The sequence below is a fragment of the Mycolicibacterium gadium genome (genome assembly GCF_010728925.1).
Lineage (GTDB): Bacteria > Actinomycetota > Actinomycetes > Mycobacteriales > Mycobacteriaceae > Mycobacterium > Mycobacterium gadium.
The window spans coordinates 771,627-791,728 of record NZ_AP022608.1 but is presented as its reverse complement, the minus strand read 5'-3'; the positions used below and the strand labels follow the sequence as shown (position 1 = coordinate 791,728).

At 66.8% G+C, this 20,102-nt stretch carries 16 protein-coding genes and 1 riboswitch; of the genes, 9 read left to right on the top strand and 7 right to left on the bottom strand.

What is annotated here, in order from left to right:
* Window positions 1-6: 6 nt before the first annotated feature.
* The 8 genes from G6N36_RS03790 (at window position 7) to G6N36_RS03755 (ending at window position 11,863) form a co-directional block, all read left to right on the top strand.
* Window positions 7-927: a M56 family metallopeptidase gene (locus tag G6N36_RS03790; RefSeq protein WP_163685071.1), complete on the top strand. Its 921-nt coding sequence runs from the start codon at window positions 7-9 to the stop codon at window positions 925-927.
* 52 nt (window positions 928-979) lie between these two features.
* Entirely contained in the window at window positions 980-2,440 is a 1,461-nt protein-coding gene (gene gndA / locus G6N36_RS03785; protein ID WP_163685069.1) for an NADP-dependent phosphogluconate dehydrogenase, read from the top strand.
* A 12-nt stretch (window positions 2,441-2,452) separates the two neighbouring features.
* Entirely contained in the window at window positions 2,453-3,889 is a 1,437-nt protein-coding gene (locus tag G6N36_RS03780; protein WP_163685067.1) for a GuaB1 family IMP dehydrogenase-related protein, read from the top strand.
* Window positions 3,890-4,091: 202 nt separating this feature from the next.
* Window positions 4,092-5,453, top strand: coding sequence for a hemolysin family protein (locus G6N36_RS03775; protein WP_163685066.1), 1,362 nt, complete (start codon window positions 4,092-4,094; stop codon window positions 5,451-5,453).
* Window positions 5,453-6,517, top strand: coding sequence for a hemolysin family protein (locus G6N36_RS03770; protein WP_163685063.1), 1,065 nt, complete (start codon window positions 5,453-5,455; stop codon window positions 6,515-6,517). Before G6N36_RS03775 ends, G6N36_RS03770 begins: the two co-directional genes overlap by 1 nt.
* On the top strand, window positions 6,510-7,493 hold the full coding sequence (locus tag G6N36_RS03765) for a 3-methyladenine DNA glycosylase (RefSeq protein ID WP_235689963.1): 984 nt from the start codon (window positions 6,510-6,512) through the stop codon (window positions 7,491-7,493). Before G6N36_RS03770 ends, G6N36_RS03765 begins: the two co-directional genes overlap by 8 nt.
* A gap of 51 nt (window positions 7,494-7,544) precedes the next feature.
* Window positions 7,545-9,752 carry a malate synthase G gene (locus G6N36_RS03760; protein ID WP_163685061.1) on the top strand — a complete coding sequence of 736 codons (2,208 nt, stop codon included), beginning with the start codon at window positions 7,545-7,547 and terminating at the stop codon, window positions 9,750-9,752.
* Window positions 9,753-9,790: 38 nt separating this feature from the next.
* Complete coding sequence (locus G6N36_RS03755; protein ID WP_163685060.1) at window positions 9,791-11,863, top strand: vWA domain-containing protein; 2,073 nt, start codon at window positions 9,791-9,793, stop codon at window positions 11,861-11,863.
* Here the strand turns inward: G6N36_RS03755 and G6N36_RS03750 are convergent.
* A complete protein-coding gene (locus tag G6N36_RS03750) occupies window positions 11,860-12,729 on the bottom strand; it encodes an alpha/beta fold hydrolase (protein ID WP_163685057.1) in 870 nt (289 codons plus the stop codon). The genes G6N36_RS03755 and G6N36_RS03750 overlap by 4 nt on opposite strands.
* Window positions 12,730-12,746: 17 nt before the next feature.
* Here G6N36_RS03750 and G6N36_RS03745 point away from each other — a divergent pair, with 17 nt between their 5' ends.
* Window positions 12,747-13,631, top strand: coding sequence for a haloalkane dehalogenase (locus tag G6N36_RS03745; protein ID WP_372512225.1), 885 nt, complete (start codon window positions 12,747-12,749; stop codon window positions 13,629-13,631).
* Between the two features lie 79 nt (window positions 13,632-13,710).
* On the opposite strand, the gene gcvP is transcribed toward G6N36_RS03745, so the two are convergent.
* From gcvP to gcvH, 6 genes are all read right to left on the bottom strand, one after another.
* On the bottom strand, window positions 13,711-16,554 hold the full coding sequence (gcvP, locus tag G6N36_RS03740) for an aminomethyl-transferring glycine dehydrogenase (RefSeq protein WP_163685055.1): 2,844 nt from the start codon (window positions 16,552-16,554) through the stop codon (window positions 13,711-13,713).
* Window positions 16,555-16,709: 155 nt separating this feature from the next.
* Window positions 16,710-16,808, bottom strand: a riboswitch (glycine riboswitch).
* Window positions 16,809-16,875: 67 nt separating this feature from the next.
* On the bottom strand, window positions 16,876-17,499 hold the full coding sequence (locus G6N36_RS03735) for a MerR family transcriptional regulator (RefSeq protein ID WP_006243654.1): 624 nt from the start codon (window positions 17,497-17,499) through the stop codon (window positions 16,876-16,878).
* 241 nt (window positions 17,500-17,740) lie between these two features.
* Window positions 17,741-18,235 carry a bifunctional nuclease family protein gene (locus G6N36_RS03730; protein ID WP_006243655.1) on the bottom strand — a complete coding sequence of 165 codons (495 nt, stop codon included), beginning with the start codon at window positions 18,233-18,235 and terminating at the stop codon, window positions 17,741-17,743.
* A 48-nt stretch (window positions 18,236-18,283) separates the two neighbouring features.
* On the bottom strand, window positions 18,284-19,024 hold the full coding sequence (gene ftsR / locus G6N36_RS03725; RefSeq protein WP_163685053.1) for a transcriptional regulator FtsR: 741 nt from the start codon (window positions 19,022-19,024) through the stop codon (window positions 18,284-18,286).
* Between the two features lie 29 nt (window positions 19,025-19,053).
* A complete protein-coding gene (gene garA, locus G6N36_RS03720; protein WP_163685051.1) occupies window positions 19,054-19,533 on the bottom strand; it encodes a glycogen accumulation regulator GarA in 480 nt (159 codons plus the stop codon).
* Between the two features lie 164 nt (window positions 19,534-19,697).
* Complete coding sequence (gcvH, locus tag G6N36_RS03715; RefSeq protein ID WP_163685048.1) at window positions 19,698-20,093, bottom strand: glycine cleavage system protein GcvH; 396 nt, start codon at window positions 20,091-20,093, stop codon at window positions 19,698-19,700.
* Between the last annotated feature and the right edge of the window lie 9 nt (window positions 20,094-20,102).

Sequence of the window (20,102 nt, the reverse complement as noted above, 5' to 3'; positions counted from 1 at the left end):
TACAGCGTGTCGGCGCTGGCCTTCTCCATCATGGCGCTGGTCCTATCGGGACCGGTGCCGGCGATGCTGGCGCGGGCAAAGTGGCCGTCGCGGGCACCGCGGGCCGCGATCGTGCTGTGGCAATCCATCGCGCTGGCCGCCGTACTCTCGGCCTTCTCCGCCGGAATCGCCATCGCGAGCAGGCTTTTCGCGCCCGGACCCGACGGCAGGCCGACGTCGACGTTGGCCGGCGAGATCGATGCGCTCGGCTGGCCGCTGTGGATCACGTACGTGGCGGTGTTCGCGCTCACGCTGATGGTAGGGGCGCGTCTTGCGGTGGCCGTCGTCCAGGTCGCGATAGCGACGCGGCGCAGGCGCGCACACCACCGGATGGTCGTCGACCTCGTCGGCAAGTCCCATAAGTCCGGATTGCGCATCCTCGACGTCGACGAGCCCCTTGCCTACTGTCTGCCGGGCGTGCGCAGTCGCGTGGTGGTCAGCGAGGGCACCCTCACGACTCTGGCGGACAATGAGATCGCCGCGATCCTGTCGCACGAGCGCGCACATCTGCGGGCCCGGCACGACCTGGTGCTCGAGATGTTCACCGCGGTGCATGCCGCGTTCCCGCGTTTCGTCCGCAGCGCCAGTGCGCTGGATGCCGTGCGGTTGCTCATCGAGATGCTGGCCGATGACGCCGCGGTGCGTGCGGCCGGTCCAACTCCGTTGGCTCGCGCGTTGGTCGCCTGCGCCACGGGCCGCACACCCGCGGGAGCGCTGGCCGCGGGCGGACCCACGACCGTGACCCGCGTGCGCCGTCTCGGCGGCCGCGGCAACAGCCTGGGTGTGGCTGCGTGCGCCTACGTGGCCGCCGCCGCCGTTCTCGTGGTGCCCACCGTCGCCGTGGTCCTGCCCTGGTTGACCGAGTTGAATCGTTTGTTCACTGCGTAGCGCTTCTGTGTAGTAGGCCATCCCTGCACAACCAAAACGAAAGGCTGCCCGAATGAGCTCGTCTGAAAATCCCGCGAACGGCACCGCTCAGATCGGGGTCACCGGCCTCGCGGTCATGGGATCCAACCTCGCGCGCAACTTCGCCAGTCACGGATACACCGTGGCGCTGCACAACCGGTCCGTCGCCAAGACCGACGCGTTGCTCGCCGAACACGGCTCCGAGGGCAATTTCGTACGCAGCGAGACCATCCCGGAATTCCTTGCCGCGCTGGAGAAGCCACGCCGGGTCATCATCATGGTCAAGGCGGGCGACCCGACCGACGCCGTCATCAACGAGCTGGCCGATGCGATGGAGGAAGGCGACATCATCATCGACGGCGGCAATGCGCTCTACACCGACACCATCCGCCGCGAAAAGGCGATCCGCGAGCGAGGGCTCCACTTCGTCGGCGCCGGCATCTCCGGTGGTGAAGAGGGCGCGCTCAAGGGCCCGTCGATCATGCCCGGCGGTCCGGCCGAGTCGTACACGTCGCTGGGCCCGCTGCTCGAGGAGATCTCCGCGCACGTCGACGGCGTGCCGTGCTGCACGCACATCGGACCCGACGGCGCAGGGCACTTCGTGAAGATGGTGCACAACGGCATCGAGTACTCCGACATGCAGTTGATCGGTGAGGCCTACCAGCTGCTGCGTGACGCGCTGGGACTGAGCGCACCCGAGATCGCCGACGTCTTCGCCGAATGGAACTCCGGCGACCTGGACAGCTTCCTCATCGAGATCACCGCCGACGTGCTGCGGCAGACCGACGCCAAGACCGGCAAGCCGCTTGTCGACCTCATCCTCGACGAGGCCGAGCAGAAGGGCACCGGACGGTGGACGGTGAAGTCAGCGCTGGACCTCGGGGTGCCGGTGACCGGGATCGCCGAGGCGGTGTTCGCCCGCGCGTTGTCGGGCTCGGTGGCGCAGCGCAAGGCCACCACGGGTCTGGCGTCCGGCGATCTCGGCGAGAAGCCCGCTGATGCAGCACGATTCATCGATGACGTCAGCAAGGCACTGTATGCGTCCAAGATCATCGCGTACGCGCAGGGCTTCAACCAGATTCAGGCAGGCAGCGCCGAATACGACTGGGGCATCACCCCGGGTGATATGGCCACCATCTGGCGTGGCGGGTGCATCATCCGGGCCAAGTTTCTCAACCGCATCAAGGAAGCGTTCGACGAGACGCCCGATCTGCCGTCACTGATCGTCGCCCCGTATTTCCGTGAGGCGATCGAGGCCGCGATCGACAGTTGGCGCCGCGTCGTGGTGACCGCGACCGAGCTGGGCATCCCGATTCCGGGCTTCTCCTCGGCGCTGTCCTACTACGACGGGTTGCGCACCGAACGGTTGCCCGCGGCGCTCACCCAGGGCCTTCGCGACTTCTTCGGCGCCCACACCTACGGCCGCATCGACGCCGATCCGTCCGCGCGGTTCCATACGCTGTGGAGCGGCGACCGCAGCGAGGTCGAGGCCTAGAATTGGCCTGACATGAAGTTTCTCAATGGCCACCAGCCCGCGTTCGACCTGACCTACAACGACGTCTTCATCGTCCCCGGACGCTCCGATGTGATGTCGCGGATGGATGTCGACCTCTCGACATCGGACGGCTCGGGCACCACGATTCCGGTGGTGGTCGCGAACATGACCGCGGTGGCGGGTCGGCGGATGGCCGAGACGGTCGCGCGTCGCGGCGGCATTGTCGTACTGCCGCAAGATCTTCCGATCTCCGCGGTGCAGCAGACGGTCGACTTCGTGAAGAGTCGCGACCTGGTGGTCGACACTCCGGTCGTGCTCTCCCCCGACGACTCAGTGTCGGACGCGATGGCGCTGATTCACAAACGCGCGCACGGTGCCGCGGTGGTGCTGTTCGAGGGCAGGCCGATCGGCTTGGTCACCGAGGCGGGCTGCGTGGGGGTGGACCGGTTCACCCGAGTCCGCGACATCGCCATCACCGACTTCGTCACCGCGCCCGCCGGCACCGATCCACGGAAGGTGTTCGACCTGCTCGAACACGCGCCCGTCGACGTCGCGGTACTTACCGAACCGGACGGCACCCTGGCCGGTGTGCTCACCCGGACCGCCGCCATCCGCGCGGGCATCTACACACCTGCCGTGGACGCGACGGGCCGGTTGCGGATCGCCGCCGCGGTCGGCATCAACGGCGATGTGGGCGCGAAGGCGCGCGGTCTGGCCGAGGCGGGCGTCGACCTGCTGGTGATCGACACCGCGCACGGACATCAGCTGCGCATGCTGGAGGCGATCAAGGCAGTCGCCTCACTGGACCTGGGGCTGCCGCTGGTGGCGGGCAACGTGGTGTCCGCCGAAGGAACCCGCGACCTGATCTCAGCGGGCGCGTCGATCGTCAAGGTCGGCGTGGGGCCCGGCGCGATGTGCACCACCCGGATGATGACCGGCGTAGGCCGGCCACAGTTCTCGGCGGTGCTCGAATGCGCCTCGGCGGCAAGACAACTTGGCGGCCACGTGTGGGCCGACGGCGGTGTCCGTCATCCCCGCGACGTCGCGCTGGCCCTGGCCGCGGGCGCCTCGAACGTCATGATCGGCTCATGGTTCGCCGGCACTTACGAATCGCCGGGCGACCTCATGCGCGACCGCGAGGATCGGCCCTTCAAGGAGAGCTATGGCATGGCGTCAAAGCGCGCCGTCGCGGCGCGTACCGCCGCCGACGACCCGTTCGACCAGGCCCGCAAGTCGTTGTTCGAGGAGGGCATCTCCACGTCGCGGATGGGGCTGGACCCGTCCAGGGGCGGGGTGGAGGACCTGCTGGACCACATCACCTCCGGGGTGCGCAGCACGTGCACCTATGTGGGCGCGGGCAACCTCGTCGAGCTACACGAGAAGGTTGTGCTGGGTGTGCAGTCGCACGCGGGGTTCGCCGAGGGTCATCCATTGCCGACCGGCTGGTGAATCCGCCGGCCGGTCACCAACGGCTAACATGGACCCCACTCTTGACGTGTCTACTCGAAAGGGACCCAGTGCCGCAGGCACCCGTTGAGGCCGCGAGCTTGGGGGCAGAGCGGCCAGGCGACGAGCCGAACGACGCCGAGCCATCCCCTAGTCGGCCGGGCAACAGGCCCGGCGCCCCATCGGTGTGGACGCTGAATTCTCGATGACCCTCACGATGTCCTTGCTCTCCATCGGCGCGATCGTGCTGTTGACCGCCGGAACGGCGGTGTTCGTCGCCGCGGAGTTCTCCCTTACCGCGCTCGAGCGCAGCACGGTGGAATCCAATGCGCGCAGTGGCGCCCGCCGTGACCAGATGGTGCGACGGGCCCACCGGACGCTGTCGTTCCAGCTCTCCGGCGCCCAGGTCGGAATCTCGATCACCACCCTGGCCACCGGTTATCTGGCCGAACCCGTTGTCGGGCGGCTGATCCGGCCCGGCCTCGAGGCGATCGGTGTGCCCGACCGCTTCGTAGGCGGGCTGTCCCTGTTCGGCGCCGTCGTGATCGCCACGTCGTTGTCGATGGTGTTCGGCGAACTGGTACCCAAGAACCTGGCGGTCGCCCGCCCGGTGCAGACGGCGCGCTGGTCGGCGGGTCCGCAGCTGCTGTTCTCCGCCCTGTTCACGCCGTTGATCCGCGCAACGAACGGAACCGCCAACTGGATTCTGCGCAGGCTGGGCATCGAACCCGCCGAGGAACTGCGCTCTGCCCGCTCACCCCAGGAGCTGGTGTCGCTGGTGCGCAGCTCCGCGCGCAGCGGCGCACTGGACCCGGTCACCGCCGTGCTCGTGGACCGCTCTCTGCAGTTCGGCGAGCGCACCGCCGAGGAATTGATGACTCCGCGATCCAAGATCGAGGCGCTGGAATCCGACGACACCGCCGCCGACCTGGTCGCCGCAGCCATCAAGACCGGCTACTCGCGCTTCCCGATCATCGAGGGCGACCTCGATGAAACCATCGGCATCGCGCACGTCAAGCAGGTGTTCGAAGTGCCGCCGGAGCGGCGGGCCACGACCCCGCTGGCTCGCCTCGCGCTGCCGGTCGCCACGGTGCCCTCCACGCTCGACGGCGACGCGGTGATGGCCCAGATCCGCGCCAACGGCCTACAGACCGCGCTGGTCGTCGACGAGTACGGCGGCACCGCCGGCATGGTCACCATGGAGGACCTCATCGAAGAGATCGTCGGCGACGTGCGCGACGAGCACGACGTCGAGCCGCCCGATGTCGTGCCCGCGGGACGAGGCTGGCAGGTGTCCGGGTTGCTGCGCATCGACGAGGTCGCCGACGCCACCGGTTTCCGTGCGCCCGAAGGAGATTACGAAACGATCGGCGGACTGGTGCTCGAAAAACTGGGGCACATTCCGGATGAATCCGAGTCGGTCGAGTTGACGGCATTCGACCCCGACGGCGTCGCGCTCGACGATCCCATCCGATGGCTGGCCACGGTCGTGCGCATGGACGGCAGGCGTATCGACCTGCTCGAGCTCACCGAACTGGGCCGCCACAACTCAGGAGATGACGGCTGATGGGTGGCGACATCTTCGGTGTGCTGCTGACCTTCCTGCTGCTCGGCGCCAACGCGTTCTTCGTCGCCTCGGAGTTCGCGCTGATCTCCGCGCGCCGCGACCGCCTCGAAGCGCTCGCAGAACAGGGCAAGAAGAGCGCGGTGACCGTCATCCGCGCCGGCGAGAACCTGTCGCTGATGCTGGCCGGCGCGCAGCTGGGCATCACGATCTGTTCGATCCTGTTGGGCCGTGTCGGCGAACCGGCGGTCGCACACCTGCTGGAGAAGCCGTTCGGGCTCGTCGGCATTCCCGACACGGTGCTGCACACGGTGTCCTTCTTCGTCGCGCTCGGCGTCGTGGTGACGATGCACGTCCTGCTCGGCGAGATGGTGCCGAAGAACATCGCGATCGCAGGACCGGAGTCGTCAGCGATGTTGCTGATTCCGGTGTATCTGGTCTACATCCGGCTGGCCCGGCCGTTCATCGCCTTTTACAACTGGTGCGCCAACACCACGCTGCGGTCCTTCGGCGTCGAGCCCAGGGACGAGCTCGATGTCGCGGTTTCGACGGTCGAGCTCTCCGAGATGATCGCGGAATCGCGATCCGAGGGTCTGCTGGATCAGGAGGAGCACGGGCGGCTCACCCGCGCACTGCAGATCCGCGATCGCGTCGCCAACGACGTCGCCATGCCCCTGAGCAAGATCCGCGCCGTCCCGGTCGCGCGCGCGGGGTCCGGCCCCACCCTGGGCGCCATCGAAGACGCACTCGCCGAAACCGGCTATTCGAGGTTCCCGGTCAGCGATCCGGCCGGCGACTACGTAGGGTACCTGCACATCAAGGACGTCCTGCCGTTGGTCCACGACCCCTCCAACGAACAAGAGGTGCTGGACGCCTCGATGGTGCGGCCGCTGCCACGGGTGCCGGCATCGATGTCGCTGCCCGACGCGCTGTCGAGGCTGCGGAGGGACAACGCGCACCTGGCACTCGTCACCGCGCCCGACGGCAGCGTTTCGGCGATGGTGGCACTGGAGGACCTGGTGGAAGACCTGGTCGGCACCGTGCGTGACGGAACACATCGTGTGTGAGTCTGCGCACACCGACTGCCGATGCCGGGTGCTCGACGAGCACGACTGGACCCGCCGAGAGCAGCGTCATCGTGAGCGGGTCGACGGATTCCTGCGGTCGTTCCGCGCACCGGCCTCCGCGCCCCATCCGGTCTGGGATTTCCTGTTCACCTACTACAGCCTGCGTCCCCGACAATTGCGTGCGTGGCACCCAGGGTTCGGTGTGGCCCTCGCCGGCGATGCGGCGGCGCGCTACCTGGGTCGCAGCGGCTATGGACGTACGTCCGCCGGTGTGACGGTGAGTCGTGAGTACCTGACCGGCCGCGCCGACACCGTGCGCTTCATCGCCGGGTTGCTGCGCGCGACGGCGTCGCGGCCGGCGCGACTGAACTGCTTCGGACTGCACGAGTGGGCGATGGTCTACCGGGCGCCCACGGTGCGCCACGAGCGCGTCCCCCTGCGCCTCGGCGCCGCCGGAACAGATGCGGTCGTCGAATCAATGCCGTTGCGGTGCAGCCATTTCGATGCGTTCCGGTTTTTCACCAAGCCGGCCACCGAACGCAACAGCGAGCAACTGACCCGGGACGGCCAGGTCGGCTCCGAACAACCCGGCTGTCTGCACGCGGCCATGGATTGCTACAAGTTCGCCTACAAGCTGGGACCCCTCGTGGACTCCGCGCTGGTGATGGATTGCCTGGAGCTCGCCACCCAAGCCCGTGAGCTCGACATGCGTGCCAGTCCCTATGATCTTCGCGACTACGGATTCGAGCCGATCGCGATCGAAACGCCCGCCGGGCGTTCCGAATACGTTCGTATCCAGCAGCACGTTGCCGAGCAGGCAGCACCGCTCCGAGAGCGCCTGACCAAGGCGTGTGAGCAGTTGCTCGCGGCGGTGGACCCCGCTTCGGTCGAAGCGGAAGGCACCGGCGTGGTGCACGAGGGAACCGGAGCCGCCCCGGCGGCGACATCAGAGTTGGGCGCCGTTACCCGCGGGTAAGCTGGATCGACGGCACTGCGTTCGACGCGCCTTTGCGGCGAGGGAGGAAATATGACCGATCGCGTGAAAGTGGGCAACCTGCGTGTTGCCCAGGTGCTGTACGACTTCGTCAACGATGAGGCACTTCCCGGCACCGGCCTCGATCCCGACACCTTCTGGTCGGGCGTCGACAAGGTCGTCGCCGACCTGACACCGAAGAACCAGGAACTGCTCGCCCACCGGGACGATCTGCAGGCACGTATCGACAAGTGGCACCGCCAGCGCGTCATCGAGCCGATCGATCCCGAGGCCTATCGGCAGTTCCTCACCGAGATCGGGTACCTGCTGCCCCAGCCCGACGACTTCACGATCTCCACCGCGGGCGTCGACGACGAGATCACCACGACTGCGGGCCCGCAGCTGGTGGTCCCGATCCTGAACGCACGCTTCGCGCTGAACGCCGCGAACGCCCGGTGGGGTTCGCTGTACGACGCGCTGTACGGAACCGATGTCATCTCCGAAGACGACGGGGCCGAGAAGGGCACCAGCTACAACAAGGTCCGCGGCGACAAGGTCATCGCGTACGCCCGCCACTTCCTCGACGGCGCGGCTCCGCTGGCCAACGGCGCCTGGAGCGATGCGACCGGCATCAAGATCGACGAAGGACAGTTGATCGTCGAGCTGGGCAACGAGGGGTCGACCGGCCTTGCGACGCCCGAGCAGTTCGTCGGCTACACCGGTGAACTCGGTTCGCCCGCCTGGTCGGTGCTGCTGCGCAACCACGGCCTGCACGTCGAGATTCTGGTCGACCCGGACTCCCCCGTCGGCTCCACCGATTCGGCGGGCATCAAGGACGTCGTCCTTGAATCCGCGATCACCACGATCATGGACTTCGAGGACTCCGTGGCCGCCGTCGACGCCGACGACAAGGTGCTCGGTTACCGCAACTGGCTGGGTCTGAACCGCGGCGACCTCACCGAAGAGGTGGCCAAGGGCGACAAGACGTTCACCCGCGTGCTCAACGAGGACCGCACCTACACCACGCCGGACGGCGAGGGCGAGCTGACGCTGCCCGGTCGCAGTCTGATGTTCGTGCGCAACGTCGGTCATCTGATGACGAACGACGCGATCGTGGACGTCGATGGCAACGAGATCGGTGAGGGCATCCAGGACGCGCTTTTCACCAGCCTGATCGCGATGCACGGTCTGAAGGCGGACGAAGACGGCGTCACCAAGAACGGCCCGAAGGTCAACAGCCGCACCGGCTCGATCTACATTGTCAAGCCCAAGATGCATGGGCCCGACGAGGTGGCCTTCACCGTCGAGTTGTTCGGCCGGGTCGAGGACGTGCTCGGTCTGCCGCCGAACACCATCAAGGTCGGCATCATGGACGAGGAGCGACGCACCACCCTCAACCTGAAGGCCTGCATCAAGGCGGCACGCGACCGCGTGGTGTTCATCAATACCGGCTTTCTGGACCGCACCGGCGACGAGATCCACACGTCGATGGAGGCCGGCCCGATGATCCGCAAGGGTGCCATGAAGACGCAGCCGTGGATCCTGGCCTACGAGGACCAGAACGTGGACGTCGGCTTGGCCACCGGGTTCTCCGGGCGCGCACAGATTGGCAAGGGCATGTGGGCCATGACGGACCTGATGGCCGACATGGTCGAGCAGAAGATCGGTCAGCCCAAGGCCGGCGCCACGACCGCGTGGGTGCCGTCGCCGACGGCGGCCACCCTGCACGCGATGCACTATCACGAGGTCGACGTGTTCGCCGTGCAGAAGGAGTTGCAGGGCAAGACGCGGACCACTGTCGACGAGCTGCTGACCATCCCGCTGGGCAAGGAACTCGCGTGGGCGCCCGAGGAGATCCGCGAAGAAGTCGACAACAACTGCCAGTCGATCCTCGGCTACGTGGTGCGCTGGATCGACGCGGGCGTCGGCTGCTCCAAAGTGCCCGACATTCACAACGTCGCGCTGATGGAAGACCGTGCCACCCTTCGCATCTCGAGTCAGCTGCTGGCGAACTGGTTGCGCCACGGTGTCATCACCGAGGACGACGTGAAGGCCAGCCTGCGGCGGATGGCCGCGGTGGTGGACCAGCAGAACGAGAAAGATCCGGAATTCCGGCCCATGGCACCAGACCCAGACGGCAGCGTGGCGTTCGCCGCCGCGCAGGAGCTGATCTTGGCCGGAGGGGCTCAGCCGAACGGTTATACCGAGCCGATCCTCCACCGCAAGCGCCGAGAGTTCAAAGCAGCAAACAACGGTGGTTGATCCGATGACCCGTCGACGTAGCGAGCACAAGGGCTTCCGTGGGCAGGCATAGCATTCCCGACCCCGAGGATTCGGCCGGCGAAGAGCAGCACGAAGAACCGGAGACCACGCGCTTCGGCCAGTCCGGCGACTACCAGTCGGATTTCGGTCCTGGCTACCGAGAACCGGACTACGACGCACCGCAGTACCGCGAGTCCGAGCAGGATGCACCGGGGTTCTCCGACACCGGTTATCGCAGCGAGGATTTCAGCGACGCCGAATTGTCGCGCGCGGACCCCGACGAGTACATCTTCTACGAACCGGCTTCGTCGACCCCACCGCCGCCCAGTCGTCCCCGCTCGGGCCCGGCGCACGGCGGTGAGTGGGAAGGCGGCGAATGGACGGGCAGTCACCGCGCGGTGACCCCCGGCAGGCGGGGCGTCAGTATCAGCGTCATCGCTGCGCTGGTCGCAGTCGTCGTGGTCGTCGGCGCGGTCATCCTGTGGCGCTTCTTCGGCGATGCGCTGTCCGATCGCAGTGATGTCGCCGCCGCCCGGTGCGTGAACGGCGAACTCGCCGTCGCCGTGGTCGCCGACCCTTCGGTGTCGGACCAGATAAAGATCCTGGCGGACGATTACAACCGCAGCGCTGCGCCGGTGGGTGACCGCTGCGTGAAGGTCGGTGTCACGTCCGCAGATTCGGATCAGGTCGTCAACGGATTCATCGGCCAATGGCCCGCCGAACTCGGCGAGCGCCCGGCCCTGTGGATCCCGGCGAGTTCGATCTCGGCCGCCCGCCTCGAGGCCAGTGCCGGCGAGAAGATCATCAGCGACAGCCGCTCGCTGATCACCTCCCCCGTGGTGCTGGCAATGCGGCCACAGCTCAAATCCGCTCTGGGTCAACAGAACTGGGCCTCGTTGCCGACGCTGCAAACCAACCCCACCGCGTTGGACGGGTTGGGGCTTCCGGGCTGGGGTCCGTTGCGGTTGGCGCTACCGCTGTCCGGTGACAGCGATGCGTCATATCTGGCGGCCGAGGCGGTGGCGGCGGCATCAGCACCGGCCGGGGCACCCCCCAATTCCGGTATCGGCGCGGTGAACTCGCTGGTTGCAGGCCAGCCCAAACTCGCCGACAAGAAGGCCTCGACGGCCATGGACGCGCTGCTGAACGCCGACGATCCCGCGGCCGCGCCGGTGCACGCGGTCGTCGCCACCGAACAGCAACTCTTCCAGCGCGCCGCCGCACTGCCCGATGCGAAGAACGTGTTGGCGTCGTGGCTGCCGCCGGGACCGGTGGCGATGGCGGACTACCCCACGGCCCTGCTGGCAGGCGATTGGCTGTCGCAGGAACAGGTGTCCGCGGCCAGCGAGTTCGCCCGGTTCATGCGCAAACCAGAGCAACTGACCGAGCTGTCCGAAGCAGGCTTCCGCACCGAAGGCACTACACCGCCGGACAGCGATGTCACCGACTTCCCACCGCTGGGCGCCCCACTGTCGGTGGGTGACAACGCCGAGCGCGTCGCGCTCGCCAACTCGCTGACCGCGCCGGTGACCAGCCCCGCGGTCACGATCATGCTGGATCAGTCGATGCCCACCGACGAGGGCGGCGAATCGCGACTGGGGAATGTGGCGGCGGCACTCAACGCCCGACTGCAGGCGCTGCCGCCGAATTCCGCGGTCGGCCTCTGGACGTTCGACGGTGTCGAGGGGCGCTCGGAGATTCCGATGGGCCCGCTGTCGGATCAGGTCGACGGCAGGCCCCGGTCAGCGGCGCTGACCGCCGAGCTGGACGGACAGACGGCATCGAACGGCGGCGCCGTCTCCTTCACCACGTTGCGGCTCGTATACGACCAGGCCAAGCAGAATTTCCGTGCCGGCCAAAGCAATTCGGTCCTGGTCATCACCACCGGTCCGCACACCGACCAGTCGTTGAACGGTCCGGGGCTCGAGCAGTTCATCCGCGGAGCGGTCGACCCCGCCCGTCCGGTCAAGGTGAACATCATCGACTTCGGCCCCGACTCCGACCGCGCCACATGGGAGGCGGTCGCCGAGATCAGCGGCGGCAGCTATCAGAACCTGGCCGGCTCGACGGGCCCGGAGTTGACGTCGGCGGTCGCGACCTTCGTCGGCTAATGCGCGGCCAGCAGGCTCAGCGCGGCCCGGGTGAACTCCTCCGGCACCTCCACCTGCGGGTAGTGGCCGACACCGCGAAGCTCGATTACGGGAGCGGCGGGGCGCAGCTCGCGTAACCCGTCGAGCACATTCGCCGTCGCGACTGGGTCGTCGAGTGCCCAGACGAAGCTCAACGGTTTGGGCCAGTCCCGCACGGCGCCGTGCCACCGCGACGCGTACTTCACCCGCTCGTCGAGATACGCGATCAACAGATGTGCGATGCGGTGCCCGTCGTTGGCCGACCACAGCGCCCACTGCGCCTGCGCCTCTTGTTCGCTCATCGGATGGTCGGCGCTGAACAACCTGCCGAAGGCGCGCTGGAACGACGATGCGTTGGAAAGCCGGCTCAGGATCGGACCAAACGGACCGCGAAGCAGCTTCTGGGCCGGGCGCAGGCTGGCCCGGTGCAGGATCACGCTGCCGTTGCCGATCACGGCGCGTTGCAAGTCGAACGGCAACTGCCCCTGCAGATCTCGCGCCAGCAGTTCGGTGGCCACCGAGGTGCCCATGTCGTGCGCTATCAACTCCACCGGCCCCGAGGTGGTCTCCCCGACCACGGTCTGCACGATGTCAGCCTGCTCGAGCAGGCTGTAGCTGTGCGGACGCGGCTTGTCCGACAGTCCGAAGCCGAGGAAGTCCAGCGTCACCCAGGCCCGGTCACCCAGGTGCGGCACCACCCGGTGGTAGTCGTAGGAACTCGACGGGTAGCCGTGCAGCAGCAGGATGGTCGGGCCCTCGCCCGGCGCCGAGCGGACGAACACCCGACCGGCGGGCGTGTTCATCGAGCTGCCGCCGTCGCGCCACTCTGTCACGCTGGGGGGTAACACCTGACGAACCGTAATCAATGACGTCTGCGGAGGGATCGAAATTGCCGAGCGAGTTCACACCTGACCCTGAGCTGTACCCGTTCTCTCCGCGATGGTTCGACAGTTCACGCGGCCGGGTGCACTACATCGATGAAGGCGCCGGTCCGGTGATCGTGTTCTTTCACGGCAATCCGACATGGAGTTTCCTCTACCGCAACATCATCGCCGGGCTGCGCGATCGGTTCCGGTGCATCGCGCCCGACTACCTCGGCTTCGGGCTCTCCGAGCGCCCGTCGAAGTTCACGTATCGAATCGACGAGCACGCTTCCGTGATGGGTGAGCTCGTCGACCACCTCGAACTCGATCAGTATCTGAGCATGGGCCAGGACTGGGGCGGACCGATCAGCATGGCCGTCGGCACCGACCGCGCCGATCGGGTGCGCGGTGTCGTGCTCGGCAACACCTGGTTCTGGCCCACCTCCGAGTTGTCCACGAAAATTTTCAGCCTGGTGATGGGCTCTCCGCCGATGCAGTGGGCGATCACCAAGCAGAACTTCTTCGTGGAGCGGCTGATTCCGGCGGGCACGAGCACATCATTGGACGACGCGGTGATGGAGCACTACCGCGGGGTCCAGCCGACGCCAAAGGATCGTGCCGGGGTGGCGCGCATGCCGAAGGAGATCCTGGCGGCCCGTCCGCTGCTCGAAAGGCTCAGCCGCGACGTGCCCGCCAAACTCGGATCGAAACCGGCGCTGTTCGTCTGGGGCATGAAGGATTTCGCGTTCCGGCCCGGACCGAACCTTCCGCGCATGCGCGAGGCATTCCCCGATCACGTCGTCGTGGAGTTGGCCGAGGCCAACCACTTCATGCAGGAGGACGCACCGGGGCAGATCGCCGAGGCGATCATCGACCGCTTCACCTGACGCGCCGGGCGAACGTGGGTTACCCGCACACTGTTCGCGCGGCGGGCGTGCATCAGTCCCACACGCGGCCAAGTGCCAGCTAGGCGAACGCCTCCACCGGCGGGCATGAGCACATGAGGTTGCGGTCGCCGTACGCGCCGTCGATGCGACGTACCGGCGGCCACACCTTCGGGCGGTAGTTCTTGCCCAGCGGGTAGGCCGCCTGCTCCCGGGTGTAGGGATGGTCCCAGTCGGACACCAACAGGCATTCTGCGGTGTGTGGCGCACCGCGCATCGGGTTGTCGTCCACCGGCCAGGTGCCGACGGCGACGGCATCGATCTCGCCACGGATCGCGATCATCGCCTCGCAGAACGCGTCGACCTCGGCCAGGCTCTCGCTTTCCGTCGGCTCGACCATCAATGTTCCCGCCACCGGGAAGCTCATAGTCGGTGCGTGGAAGCCGTAGTCCGCCAGCCGTTTCGCCACATCGTCGACGGTGACGCCCGTCTCCTTGGTGATGGTTCGCAGATCGAGGATGCACTCGTGCGCGACCATGCCGTTCTCGCCGGTGTAGAGGACGGGGTAATGCTCGCCGAGTCGACGGGCGATGTAGTTGGCCGAAGCGATCGCGGTCAGCGACGCGGCACGGAGACCGCCGGCGCCCATCATCCGGATATAGGCCCAGCTGATCGGCAGGATCGACGCCGAACCATACGGCGCAGCGGACACCGCATATTTGTCCGGTAGTTCGTCGGCCAACGGATGGCCGGGCAGGTACTTGGCCAGGTGGGAGCGCACCGCGACCGGTCCGACGCCTGGGCCCCCGCCGCCGTGCGGAATGCAGAATGTCTTGTGCAGATTGAGGTGGCTGACGTCGCCACCGAACCGGCCGGGCCGAGCGAGGCCGACGAGCGCGTTCAGGTTGGCGCCGTCGACGTACACCTGACCGCCGGCGTCGTGCACGGCGGCGCAGATGTCGGCGATGTCGTGCTCGAACACACCGTGCGTCGACGGATAGGTGATCATCAACGCGGACAACCGATCCGCATGTTCGTTCACCTTCGCGCGCAGATCATCGAGGTCGACGTCGCCGTTCGCCCGGCACGCCACCACGACGACCCGCATCCCCACGAGCGCCGCCGATGCGGCATTGGTGCCGTGCGCGCTCGACGGGATGAGGCACACGTCACGGTCGGGTTGGCCGCGCTCGGCGTGATACGCCTGGATCGCCAGCAGTCCGGCGTACTCTCCCTGCGATCCGGCATTGGGCTGCAAAGACACCGCGTCGTAGCCGGTGATCGCGACCAACCACGTCTCGAGGTCGGCGATCAGCTTTCGCAGCCCGGGTGCGTCCGATAGCGGGGCGAACGGATGCTGGCGCGCGAACTCCGGCCACGTGATGGGCTCCATCTCCGCGGCCGCGTTCAGCTTCATCGTGCACGATCCCAGCGGAATCATGCTGCGGTCCAACGCAATATCCTTGTCAGCCAGCGACCGCAGATATCGCATCATTTCCGTCTCGGTGCGATACTTCGTGAACGCGGGATGGGTCAGGAACTCCGAGGTGCGGGTCGCGATGTCCGGTCCCTCGAACGCGCGACCGGCCGCGGCTCCGAAAGCCGACAGCACGGCGTCGACGTGTTGCGTGGTGGTGGCCTCGTCGCAGGACACCGACACGTGGTCGTCGTCGACCAACCAGACGTTGACACCGTGGGCCTTCGCGGCGTCGCGGATCTCCGCCGCCCTGCCGGGAACCCGCGCGAGCACGGTGTCGAAGAACGCGCGGTGTACGACCTCCACACCGCCAGCGGTCAACCCCGCGGCGATCGCGCGGGCACGCCCGTGCACCCGCCGCGCGATCGCCGACAATCCGTCCGCGCCGTGATAGCTCGCGTACATCGCCGCGATCACCGCGAGCAGCACCTGTGCAGTGCAGATGTTGCTGGTGGCCTTGTCGCGCCGGATGTGCTGTTCGCGGGTCTGCAGCGCCAACCGGTACGCCGGTGCGCCGTCGACGTCGAGCGAGACTCCGACCAGGCGGCCGGGAAGTTGCCTGGCGTGCTTGGCGTGCACTGCGAGATACCCTGCGTGCGGTCCGCCGAATCCCATTGGGACACCGAATCTCTGGGTGGTGCCGAAGGCGACATCGGCTCCGATTTCACCGGGCGGTGTGGTGAGCGTCATGGCGAGTAGGTCGGCGCCGACGGCGACGAGCGCGCCGCGGTCATGCGCCTGTGTCACCATCTCGCTCCAGTCGACGATCGCGCCGCTGGCCCCCGGCAGCTGCGCGATGACTCCGAAGAACGCACCCTCCGGCAGGCCCTGCGTGAGGTCGGCCTGCACGATCTCGATGCCAAGCGGCTCGGCACGGGTGGCCAATACGGCGGCGGTCTGCCGGTACACGTCGACGTCGACGACCAGCCGGTTCGACGATCCGCGGACCGCGCGGTGCATCAGGGTCATCGCCTCGGCGGCCGCGGTGCCCTCGTCGAGCATCGAGGCGTTGGCGACCTCGAGTCCGGTGAGGTCGCAGACCATGGTCTGGAAGTTCAGCAGCGCTTCGAGCCGGCCCTGGCTGATCTCCGGCTGGTAAGGCGTGTAGGCGGTGTACCACGCTGGGTTCTCAAGTATGTTGCGGCGCAACACCGGTGGCGTGAGGGTGTCGAAGTAGCCCTGCCCGATCATCGACACCGCGACGGTGTTGGTATCGGCGAGCGCGCGCAGTTCTGCCAGCGCTTCGTCCTCGGTGGCGGCCGGCGGCAGCTGATCCAGTCCCGGTGCCACCTGGGCTGTATCCAGCGAGTCGAGAATGCCGGCCGGCAGCGCCTTCTTGGCGAGTTCGTCCAACGAGCCCACGCCGATGGTCGCGAGCATGGTGGCAACGGCGTCAGCATCAGGTCCGATGTGACGTGCGGCGAAGGCGAAGTTCTCGGAGTCGGACACCTGCGTTTGCTCCAGACGCGTGAGGGTTGACGAACCGTTGGGTTCCTCTCCCTCTGTCGTCGGTGCCTGAGAGATTCGGCGACCCGCGCTGAACGCGGGAAATGCCTTTCCCCATGGGCGGGTAGGCGTGGACCTACCGCTTTCCAGAGGCATCGGGGCCATGTGCGGTCCTGGGTGCCTGAGAGGTTGACGGAGAGGTGTTGCTCCTTCGGCGTCCGTGGCTGGCAGCTACGGAACTCTCCCGCACAAGGGCGATGCGCTCACGAGTTTACCGGGACGGGGCTCATACCCACGCCGAGACTGCGGGTACTCGAGAGAAAGTCAGCCGATCTTGCGGTCGCGGTGCTTGCGCCGTGACGCCAGTTCGTCCTCGGGTGCGGCGATGGACTCGCCGCCGTCTGCCCGCTCACCTGGGAAGTCGGCGATGGCGCCGGTCAGCTCGCGCATCGCGCCGGACACCGCAATGCCGAAGACGCCCTGGCCACCCTGCAACAAGTCGACCACCTCTTCTGCCGAGGTGCACTCGTAAACCGTGGTGCCGTCGGAGAACAGCGTGATGTTGGCCAGATCCCGAACACCGCGCTGACGCAGGTGGTCGACGGCGACCCGGATGTTGTGCAGCGAGATCCCGGTGTCCAGCAGCCGCTTGACGATCTTGAGGACCAAGATGTCTTTGAACGAATAGAGCCGTTGGCTACCCGAACCGGCAGCGCTGCGGATGGACGGCACCACCAGCGACGTCCTGGCCCAGTAGTCCAGCTGCCGGTACGTGATGCCGGCAATCTGACATGCGCTGGGACCGCGGTATCCGACGAGCTCGTCGGGAACCGAGTCATCGGGGAAAAGACCCCCCTGGACGGGTGCGCTGGTAACGGTGATTCCCGATTCGGCGGGACCGCTGGTCGAGGACAGATCGAACTCCTCTTGACGTGGCGTGTCTCCCACTTTCGAATCCTCTCGCCGGTCGAACTCGCGTCTGTGACCTGCATGGCAGCACGTTTGCCCAAGCCCGAATGTGTCGAGCATACGCTTCCGCCGGGCCCGCGACTGCCCATCAGCAGGTCCGACCACCAAAGTATGGCTGCCCGATTAACGGTTTGAGGAAACCCGCGCCGCGTGTCGAGGACTACGAGACTCTTCCGTGACAAAGCTCACTGAAAGGCCCGCGCAAGGCGTCCCCGAAACGCTAGGTGGCCTTGAAGTCGTCGGGCGACACGCTGTCGAGAAACTCCTTGAACTTCTCGACCTCGTCCTCACGCACCGCACCGGTGGCTTCGTCGTCGTTCTCATCGGGAATCAGCAGGCCGGCCTCGGCGAGCACCGCCTCTTCGACGTAGATCGGCACCCCGACCCGCAGTGCGATCGCCACGGAATCCGACGGCCGCGCCGACACCTTGATGTCCCGATCGAAGATCAGGTCTGCGTAGAAGGTGCCCTCTTGCAGGTCGACGATGCGCACTTCCTTGAGCGAATGGCCAAGGGCCCCAATGACATCTCTGATCAAGTCATGGGTCAGCGGTCGCGCCGGTTCGACGCCCTGCTGCTCGAGTGCGATGGCCGCGGCCTCCGACTGACCTATCCAAATCGGCAAGTAGCGGTCGCCGTTGGACTCGCGCAGCAGCAGCACTGGCTGATTCTGGGGCTGCTCCACGCGAATGCCGACCACACGAACCTCACCCATCTGTGTCCGCCCTTCGCGCCGATAGCCTGCAAAATTTGAGTCTAATCCTCAGCGATCAAGAACGTCGCGCACCGCCGACTTGATCAATGACGTGTGCAGCGTGATGGCGAGCGCCGCCACTTCACGCGCCAGATCGTCGGCGCGGTCCCTGGCACCTGCCTTACCCGCCTTGACCACCGGCCCCGCGATCTGTGCGATCAGGTCGGACTGACGGTCGGCCGCCGATCGGAACGCGCGCAGGTGGCGCGCTTCGACGCCGTACTCCGCCAGCGCGCGGGCGCACTGGGCGATCGTCACGGAGTGCTCGTCGAAGAAGCCGGCCCGGCCGGGAGTGATCACGCCCGCCTTGACCAGTGCGGTGAGGAGTTCGTCATCGACGCCAGAGCGGTTCAGCAAATCTTCGCGTGACAGCCGTACCTGCGTCGGCGCGACGCCTGATACTCCGGCGCTGGAGTCTGGATCGTCGCCCGATACCGGCACCAAACGCGGTACCGCGTAAGCGGATCCGGCGTGCGGCAACTCGCCGTCGGGGTGGGCGTCCAGCTGCGCCTTGATGACTTTCAAGGGCAGGTACTGGTCGCGCTGGGCGGTCAGGACGAACCGCAGACGGGCGCAGTCGTAGGCGGTGAACCGCCGGTAGCCCGATGCCGTGCGCTCCGGCGTGACCAGTCCTTCGGCCTCCAAGAACCTGATCTTGGAGATGGTCACGTCCGGGAAGTCCGGTCGCAGCAGATCGAGGACCGCTCCGATCGACATCCCAGTCAGAGCGGGGGTGTCGGGCTGACTCATTTACTCGTCGCGAGTGCGCTCATCGGCCATTAGCCGGCGCCACCGTCGTCGTCACCCTTGGGCCCGGTCAGGAACACCAGGCGGAACTTGCCGATCTGCACCTCGTCACCGTTGGCGAGCACGGCGGAATCCACGGGCTCCCGGTTGACGTAGGTGCCGTTGAGACTGCCGACGTCGACGACCTGGAACTCGTTGCTTTCGAGCCTGAACTCGGCGTGACGACGGCTCACCGTCACATCATCGAGGAAAATGTCGCTATCGGGATGTCGACCCGCCGACGTGGTGGGCTGGTCCAGCAGAAATCGTGAACCGGCGTTGGGCCCGCGCTTGACGACCAGCAGGGCAGAACCGACGGGCAGGCCCTCGACCCCCGTGACCGCGCCTTCGGCGCCCGCCGCTGCCGGGGCGTCCAACTCGTTGAGAAAGTCCGCGCGGAAGACTGATGTCGTTTCCACGGTGACATCGTCAGACGTCTGGTCTGCCCCGGAATTCGGGTCCTTGTCCGTCACCCGCTGCTCCTCACTGGCCGCTGTGGCGATATGGCGATATCAGGCCAACCCTCAGCCGAAAGTTCGTCTTGTGTCGACCGTACCGCGAGGCGGACGTCGTTGTGTCCACCACCGCCGGATCCGCCTCTGGTTGGTTATCCGGTCTGCAGAACCCTAACAACCCGTCATTCGCTCACTGTGGCGCGGTAGCCGTCGGCGTCCAGAAGCTTGCCGAGGCCGTCGGCCAGCGCACCGGAGTCGACCTGCAGGTCCAGCAGCCAACCTGCGCCATAGGGGTCGGAGTTGACGAGCTGGGGATTGCCCTCCAGATCACCATTCACCGCAAGCACTTTCGCGCTGAGCGGCGCGTACAGATCCGACACCGACTTCGTGGACTCCACCTCGCCGAACGACTCGCCCGCGATCACGTCGGCGCCGACGTCCGGCAGCTGGACGAAAACGACGTCGCCCAACGCGGACTGCGCGTAGTCGGTGATTCCGACCCTGACGGTGTCGTCACCGGTGCGCTGCACCCACTCGTGTTCCTCGGTGTAGTGCAGGTCGGCTGGGATTTCGCTCACGGCGCTCCT